Source organism: Aurantiacibacter xanthus, from assembly GCF_003584015.1.
Lineage (GTDB): Bacteria > Pseudomonadota > Alphaproteobacteria > Sphingomonadales > Sphingomonadaceae > Alteraurantiacibacter > Alteraurantiacibacter xanthus.
Map to the genome: position 1 here is coordinate 62,027 of NZ_QXFM01000142.1, position 7,220 is coordinate 69,246.

Below are 7,220 nucleotides of genomic sequence, written 5' to 3' on the forward strand. Positions count from 1 at the left end.
TGAGATTTGAACGGACAGGCGCTTTGGAACTGCGAGGGTTGCCGAACTGACTCACCCGTTCGTCCAGCGTCCATCACATCACGATTGCGGATCTGACCACCATGGCGCTATCAAAAACCGGAGTTTGCTGCGGGTTTGAGCAAGGCATGGCGCTATGGCCGTACACATGGCGCCATCGGTGAAAAAGAGAAAAAGGATGTGCAGACAACAGGTTATGGAGCATCGACCGCAGGGCATGGTGCCATTTCTTTAATCTTGCCCTCGCCCTCATCCTTCCCGCGCCCTCATTCCTTCTTTTTGTTTCCTATATGTTCTATACGGCGATGCGTTTGATTCTCCGCCGAAGGACCAGCTTATGTCGATCACCATTCAGCCCAACGACACAGCCGGATTGCAGCTGTCGGGCGATGTCGAAACGGTGATTGGACTGCCCTCACGGGCGCTTCGCGAAGGGTTTGCGGTCGCAGTTTCTGACGGCACCTTGCTGCGCGGAACCTTCGATTCAAAGATACGCGAGTGCAGCTTTGTCGTAGCTGTCGAGGGCTCGGGAAGCATCTCGATCGTGCGCGGCTCGGGCGGCGACACAGTAAGATTGTCGGCGCAAATCGACTGGATCATCGTCGTCCCCGGTGACCACGCGCTTCGCCCCGCAGAAGCTTGCGAAGACGATTTGCAGCAGGAATTTTGCTTCGCGGACAGGGAAAGAAAAGCGGCTTAAGCCGCCTTCGCGAGCGTCTCGATCCGCAGCTCGCATGCCTCGCGAACGCGGCTTTGGAGCAGTGTCACGCGCTCGGAAATCCACGCCAGTTCCTCCGGGCTGATGCGGTACGAACGCGAGTAGCGGGCCTTCACATAGGCGTCGCGCAGCAGCGAATAGCTGCGCTTCTGAAACCGGTTCTCCCGCGTCCAGACGTCGCGCAATGAAGGCTCGAGCTCCTCGGCCATCTCGCGCAGCCGGTTCAGATTATGGGTCTTCGGGCTATACAAAGTGCGGACGAGAAACAGGCAGTGATAGAAGCGTTCAGTTGCCTGATGAAGCAGGAACGCTGCTTCCTTATTCCACCCGCGCGCAGCATTGTCGCGCGCATTGACAAAGAAGCGTTCCGCGCTCTCGAACCACTCCTCGAAATAGTCCCGCGTCTCCTGCAGAGCCTGCTCGGGTGACAGCGGTTGCGGCTCGACAAAGGGATAACCGTCCTCCTCGAACAGCACGATACCGTCGCGCAAAATGTCCATGAAGAAGTAGCGCCCAAGGCGCAGCTTCTCGTTCACGTCATCAAGGCTGTGATAGATGAGGCTGACCGGCGTACGCAGATGATGTCCCGCCGACAGCTCTTCGAGCAGCTGCTCTTCGGCCTTGTCCCAGTACTCCGATACATCGGTGAACTCCTCACGATTGACGACGACGAGCAGGTCATAATCTGAGAAATAGCGCCCGACCGGGTCCTCGACCCAGTCGCCGCGCGCATAGCTGCCGAACAGGATGATCTTAAGGATTTGCCCGCCGCGCGTGTGCTCCTGAGTACGGCGGCTGGTCGCAAACGCGAACCGGTCGTGCAGCACCTCGACCACGTGCGCGAGCTCGCGGCGCTTTCCTTCGGGCAGATGGTCGAGGCTGGTCTTCATGGGGACAGATTCGCGTCTTCGGGCCCAAATGCCAAGCAAATAGATGACCTGTCGGCGGGCTCAAGGCCCGCCGACCGGATCGGTGTGATCCAGAATATGCAGTATCGCGGCAGCAAAATGCTGCTCGACTTCAGTGACGGTAATACCGAGTTCGTCGGCAATTTGTACATGGTCGAGGTTCTGAAATCGTGCCCGCTCGAACACGGCGCGGGGTAGTTCGTCCATCGTGGCAAGCGCCTGTTCGATGCAGCGCAGAGCACGGCGATGACGCAAGCGAATGAGCACCCGGGCGATCATGACCCGCACTCCTGCGCAGGCTCCCCGGCATAGCGCAGCAGCCAATCAGTGGCCTTGCTGGCAGCACTGGCGGCCTGGAAGATCGCTCGCTCATCCTCGCGCAGCACCGCGAGCCATGCGCCGACATAGTCGGCATGGCGAACACTCGGACGGATCGACAGTGCGGCACAGGTGAACGCGCTCCCCATCTCCGCGACCAGTTCTTCACGGGCATAGGCAGCACTGCCAAAGGTGCCCGACTGGTCACGATCGAGCCTGCTGTGATGCCCGGTCCAGTGCCCAAGCTCATGCAGCGCGGTGCGATACCAGTTGATGGGATCGGGAAAGGCTGCCTGCGATGGCACGGCGACATAGTCACCCGCCCGTGCATAATAGGCTTCAACACCTCCAACGCGGAAGTCGGCACCGCTCGCCCGGATAAGCGCATGCGCAGCGGGCACTGCTTCCACCTCGGGCAGCTGTGCGGGCGCCGCAGTCATCGCCTCGGGTAGTCCCTCGCACTGCTCGACATTGAACACCGTGAAGCGCTTCAGGAACGCGATCTGCCGTGCCTCGCGCTGTTCGTCCCGTGCGCGTTCGGCCTCGTCTTTGGGGGTAAAGCGATCAGCATAGCAGATGCAAATTCCCTTCTCGCCCTTGCGGACAGTGCCGCCCAGGGTCTGTGCCTGGCGAAAGGTCAGCCAGCGCTGCACGCCATAGCCACGCTCCATGACAGCCGCCCAAAGGATCAGGATATTGATCCCTGAATAGCGGCGCCCGGTCACGCCATTTTCTGGCAGGGCACATCCACAGGCGCTCGCCTCCCAAGGCTGCACCCAGGGCAGCCGCCCCGCTTCAAGTTCTGCAATCACACGGTCGGTCACCTCAGAATAGAGGCTCTGTCGTACATTCCCGCTGTTCCGCTTCATGTCCTCACTCCTTCCTCAAACACCACACCGGCCCCGGAAGGGGGGTGGGCGGCGAGGAGCGGACCGGCAGTCCCGCTTGAGCGGCGGGCTGCACCCGAAGGGCCGAAACAAGGTGGAGGACCCGCCGAAGGCGGGTTGCGGCACGTCGCGACGGGACTAGAGGGAAGCGTCGCCTACCCCCCTTCACGCGGCCGAAAAGCCCGCGCCAGCGCGCTAGCGCTGACCGCATATCGTCGCGTTAGCTGATCGTCACCGCGTAAGCGGCCGAGACCCGACGGGGCTCGGTGGAGCGCAAGCGGAATAGAGCACGGTCGCGCCAGACGGCGCGAAACGCTCATGGCTACTGGTGAGCAATGAGGTGAGAGACGCCTTTGCGCTCCGCATCGCGCGCGCCTAGGCTTAATTAAATGAGAACATCAGCCGGGGCGAATGGGCGAGGCACGGTCAGTCCAGCATCGGCCTGCACACGGTGAAATTCTATTCCGCCGGATCGAAGCGGGCGAGCGCTTATATGAGGCACACTCGCATATTGAGCTGGTGGATAACACCGGGCAGCTACAGAAGATCGTAGCAACGCAAGCCGCGCGTGCGCACCAGCAGATTTCCGTACGTTTTCCGTACGGTGTCTGGTTCCATCTTCTAAGTTATTGAAAAGATGGTGGGCGCGGCAAGGATTGAACTTGCGACCCCACCCGTGTGAAGGGTGTGCTCTACCACTGAGCTACGCGCCCGCCCTGACGATTCGCGATCACTCGCGTCCGGGGCAGGGGCGCGCCTTTGCCACTTGTCCTCACGCTTGGCAAGAGCCTCGTGCGCAGAATTGTGTCAACGCCCCGCCAGCAAAGCCAGAACCGCGCTCCAGCCCCGTGGTGCGGCCGCCTCGGCCTCGCGCGAAGGCTGGCCCTCGATCACGCAGCCCAGACACCGCGCCTGCACCCCCGGTGTCGCCACCATCTGCTCCAGATCGCGCAGCACGTCGGCCACCACGCGCCCGTTATCGCCCGCAATCGCTGCCGAAACCGTCAGCGGCTGACGTGCCTCCGCCGCTTCGCCGGTCAGCATTCCCGCAACCAGCGCCTCGAACGGATCGACCGGGTCGGCCAGCCGCTTCACGCCCCAGTCGCCATCCTTGAGCCCGGCCTGCTGTGCAGCGTAGGCGAGCGCGTCGTCGAGCCCGCCGAACTGGTCGACGAGGCCAAGCTGGCGCGCCGCTCCGCCGGTCCAGACGCGGCCCTGCGCCACCGCGTCGATCTGCGCGGGTGAGAGTTTGCGTGCCTTGCCCACCAGTCCGGTGAAGCGGCGATAGAACGATTGCGTCTCGATCCGCAGCAGGGCGTCGGCCTCGGGCGAGAAGCCGCCGAGCACATCGGGCTGGCCCGACAGCGGGGTAACCGCAATCCGCTCGGGATTGACGCCATACTCCTTGAGCAGCCCCTCGAAGGAGGGCACCATCAGCACCACGCCGATCGAGCCGGTCACCGTCTCGGGCTCGGCGAAGATGCGTTCGCCGGCGGTGGCGATCCAGTAGCCGCCGCTGGCTGCATAGTTGGCCATCGACACCACCACCGGAATCTTCTTCTCGCGATAGCGCATCAGTGCGCGGCGGATCGTCTCCGAGCCTGTCACCGTGCCGCCCGGCGAATCGATCCGCACCACCAGCGCGGCCAGATCGTCGTCGAGCGCATCGTCGAGCAGGCGCTCGATCCGCGCCGCGCCTGCGGTGCCGGGGCCCGCTTCGCTGTCGTTGATTGCGCCGGCGATCGTCACCACGCCGATCGACTTCTTGCCCGATTTCTCCTTCGCGCCGACATTGGCGACATAGGTGTCCAACTCGGTGTGGGCGAAGGCGGCGGGATGCTTGTCCCACTTATCCTCGCCCGCCAGCCTGGCCATATGCGCGCCCCACTGGGCATAGGTGCCGATGGTGTCGGCAAGCCCGGCATTGACGGCGAGCCTGGCCATATCGCCGCCCTGAGCAGTGAGCGCGGCCTCGATGCCGCTGGTCACGGCGTCAAAATCGGCTTCGGGCCGGGCCTTGACGATGGCGGCGCGGTATTCGTCCCACAGCTGGCCGATATAGGTCTCGGTGTTCTGGCGGAATTCGGGCGACATCGCCGAATTGGCATAGGGCTCGCCCGTGCCCTTGTAGTCGCCCGCCTGATAGACGTGCGCGGTAACGCCGAACCGCTTCAGCGCATCGGCATAGAACAGGATCGTGCCGCCGGGGCCGCGAATGGCGACGCCGCCCATCGGATCGACCCAGACCTCGTTGGCCTGGGCGGCCAGCATCATCGCGTCGTCGGTATAGGCGAGGGCATAGGCGCTGACCGGCTTGCCCGCCGCGCGGAACCGGGCGAGCGCCTCGGCCACTTCCTTTACCGAGACCTGCCCGCCGCCGGTGAAGGTGGTGAGATCGAGCGCGACGGCCTTGATCCGCTTGTCCTCGGCGGCGCTGTCGATGGCGCGGACAAGATCGCGCGCGGCATATTCGCGCGTGGGCAGGCTGCGCGACAGCAGCGTGGAAAGCGGGTCGATCGTGGCCACTTCCTCGACGATGGTGCCATCGAGCTTCAGCAGCAGCGCGCCGTCGTTGACGCTGCCGGGATTGGGGCGGGCGGAGAGGGCCGCGAATAGCAGGGTGAAGAACAGCAGGAAGAAGGCCAGCGCCAGCGCATCCTTGATTCCGACCAGCAAGCGCCAGACCTTGCGCGCAAAACTCATGTTCTCGACCCCATAATTCGTTCGAAGGGTGGCAATCTAGTGGCCCTTTGCCAAGCCCGCCAGCGGCAAAAGCGCTTGAGCGGAAGGGCACTTGCGATTAACGGCTCGGGCTTGATGACATCGGCGCCACCCCCTTCGGCCAGCTCGCGGTTTCCCGCGGGTGCACGGGCCTATCCGCATCGCGACCTGATCGCCATTTCCCGGCTTGAGCGGCACGAGATCCTCTATCTGCTGGCCGAGGCCGAGCAATGGGTCGAGTTCAACCGCCGCGCCACCAAGCATTCGGATGCGCTGGCGGGGCTCACCATCATCAACGCCTTCTTCGAGAATTCGACGCGCACGCTGCTCAGCTTCGAGATCGCGGGCAAGCGGCTGGGGGCCGATGTGGTCAACATGCATGCCTCGCAGTCGAGCATCAAGAAGGGCGAGACGCTGATCGATACGGCGGTGACGCTCAACGCGATGCGCGCCGACGCCATCGTGATCCGCCACGGGTCGAGCGGGGCGGTGGGGCTGATCGCGAGCAAGGTCGATTGCCCGGTGCTCAACGCGGGCGACGGGCAGCACGAGCATCCGACGCAGGCGCTGCTCGATGCGCTGGCGCTGCGGCGCGCGCTGCGCGAGCGGGGCGCGACCAGCGAGGACTTTACCGGCCTGACGATCACGATCTGCGGTGACATCCTGCACAGCCGGGTGGCGCGTTCGAACATCCTGTCGTTGCAGGCGCTGGGGGCGACGGTGCGCGCCTGTGCGCCGCCCGCGCTGATGCCGCAGGGGATCGAGGCGATGGGCGTTCAGCCGTTCCACGATTTCGACCGGGCGCTGGCCGGGGCCGACGTGGTGATGATGCTTCGCCTCCAGAACGAGCGGATGGACGGGCAGTTCATTCCCTCCCCGCGCGAATATCACCACCTCTATGGCCTCACCCGCGAGCGGCTCGCCAGCCATGCGCCCGAGGCGATCGTGATGCACCCCGGCCCGATGAACCGGGGTGTCGAGATCGACAGCGATGTGGCCGACGATCCGGCGGTGTCGCTGATCACGGCGCAGGTGGAAATGGGCGTGGCGATCCGCATGGCCTGCCTCGATGTGCTGACCCGCCGCACGCGCGGTGTCGCCGGATGGAAGGATGGGGAGTGGGTATGAAACAGCGCGCACCCCTTGCGATTATCAATGGCCGTCTCGTCACCCCCGAGGGCGTGGTTGAGGGCTCCTTGCGCTGCGCCGATGGGCTGATCCTTGCCGTGGGCGATGTGTCGCCGGAAGAGGGCGACACACTGGTCGATGCGGGCGGGCTGCTGATTGCGCCGGGTCTGGTCGATCTGGGCGTCTTCGCGGTCGATAAGCCCGCGTTCCACTTTGGCGGGATTACCCGCGCCGGGCTGATGCCCGATTGCTCGCCCTTGCTCGATCACCCGGCGCGGGTGCGGTTCATGGCGCAGAGCGGCAAGCCCGACTTCTGGGTCCACCCCTTCGCGGCGGCCACCATCGGCCTTGCGGGCGAGCAGCTGGCCGAACTCGCGCTGATGCGCGATGCCGGAGCGCGGGCGGTGGCGACCGGGCGGCGCTGGATCGGCGACAGCGGCGTGATGCTGCGGCTGATGCAGTATTCCGCCATGCTTGACCTGCCGGTGGTCGCCCATGCCGAGGATGCGGGGCTGGCGGGCC

Annotated in this window: 6 protein-coding genes, 1 tRNA gene and 1 pseudogene; 3 read left to right on the top strand and 5 right to left on the bottom strand. The window is 64.4% G+C overall.

All coding sequences use genetic code 11. The annotated features are described in order from the left end of the window. The first annotated feature begins 355 nt into the window (after positions 1–355). Complete coding sequence (locus D2V17_RS19430) at positions 356–718, top strand: hypothetical protein (protein WP_119594799.1); 363 nt, start codon at positions 356–358, stop codon at positions 716–718. Here D2V17_RS19430 and D2V17_RS19435 read toward each other — a convergent pair. The 5 genes from D2V17_RS19435 to sppA all read right to left on the bottom strand — a co-directional run bounded on the left by D2V17_RS19435 (position 715) and on the right by sppA (position 5,552). After that, on the bottom strand, positions 715–1,626 hold the full coding sequence (locus D2V17_RS19435; protein WP_119594800.1) for a HEPN domain-containing protein: 912 nt from the start codon (positions 1,624–1,626) through the stop codon (positions 715–717). The two genes, D2V17_RS19430 and D2V17_RS19435, sit on opposite strands and share 4 nt — an antisense overlap. A gap of 60 nt (positions 1,627–1,686) precedes the next feature. After that, a complete protein-coding gene (locus tag D2V17_RS19440; protein ID WP_119594801.1) occupies positions 1,687–1,923 on the bottom strand; it encodes a sigma factor-like helix-turn-helix DNA-binding protein in 237 nt (78 codons plus the stop codon). Then, positions 1,920–2,831 carry an ArdC family protein gene (locus D2V17_RS19445; protein ID WP_119594802.1) on the bottom strand — a complete coding sequence of 304 codons (912 nt, stop codon included), beginning with the start codon at positions 2,829–2,831 and terminating at the stop codon, positions 1,920–1,922. The genes D2V17_RS19440 and D2V17_RS19445 overlap by 4 nt, the downstream gene beginning before the upstream one ends. Positions 2,832–3,487: 656 nt before the next feature. Beyond that, positions 3,488–3,562: transfer RNA gene (locus D2V17_RS19455), tRNA-Val, on the bottom strand. 94 nt (positions 3,563–3,656) lie between these two features. Then, positions 3,657–5,552: a signal peptide peptidase SppA gene (sppA, locus tag D2V17_RS19460; RefSeq protein ID WP_119594804.1), complete on the bottom strand. Its 1,896-nt coding sequence runs from the start codon at positions 5,550–5,552 to the stop codon at positions 3,657–3,659. A gap of 114 nt (positions 5,553–5,666) precedes the next feature. Here sppA and D2V17_RS19465 point away from each other — a divergent pair, with 114 nt between their 5' ends. Continuing rightward, entirely contained in the window at positions 5,667–6,698 is a 1,032-nt protein-coding gene (locus D2V17_RS19465; protein WP_119594805.1) for an aspartate carbamoyltransferase catalytic subunit, read from the top strand. Beyond that, a pseudogene (locus D2V17_RS19470) lies at positions 6,695–7,220 on the top strand (dihydroorotase); the annotation flags it as partial. The gene D2V17_RS19465 and the pseudogene D2V17_RS19470, both read left to right, overlap by 4 nt.

Coding starts and splice junctions, on each gene's coding strand:
- D2V17_RS19435 (WP_119594800.1), bottom strand. CDS start 1,626: ATGAAGACCAGCCTCGACCATCTGCCCGAAGGAAAGCGCCGCGAGCTC.
- sppA (WP_119594804.1), bottom strand. CDS start 5,552: ATGAGTTTTGCGCGCAAGGTCTGGCGCTTGCTGGTCGGAATCAAGGAT.
- D2V17_RS19445 (WP_119594802.1), bottom strand. CDS start 2,831: ATGAAGCGGAACAGCGGGAATGTACGACAGAGCCTCTATTCTGAGGTG.
- D2V17_RS19430 (WP_119594799.1), top strand. CDS start 356: ATGTCGATCACCATTCAGCCCAACGACACAGCCGGATTGCAGCTGTCG.
- D2V17_RS19440 (WP_119594801.1), bottom strand. CDS start 1,923: ATGATCGCCCGGGTGCTCATTCGCTTGCGTCATCGCCGTGCTCTGCGC.
- D2V17_RS19465 (WP_119594805.1), top strand. CDS start 5,667: ATGACATCGGCGCCACCCCCTTCGGCCAGCTCGCGGTTTCCCGCGGGT.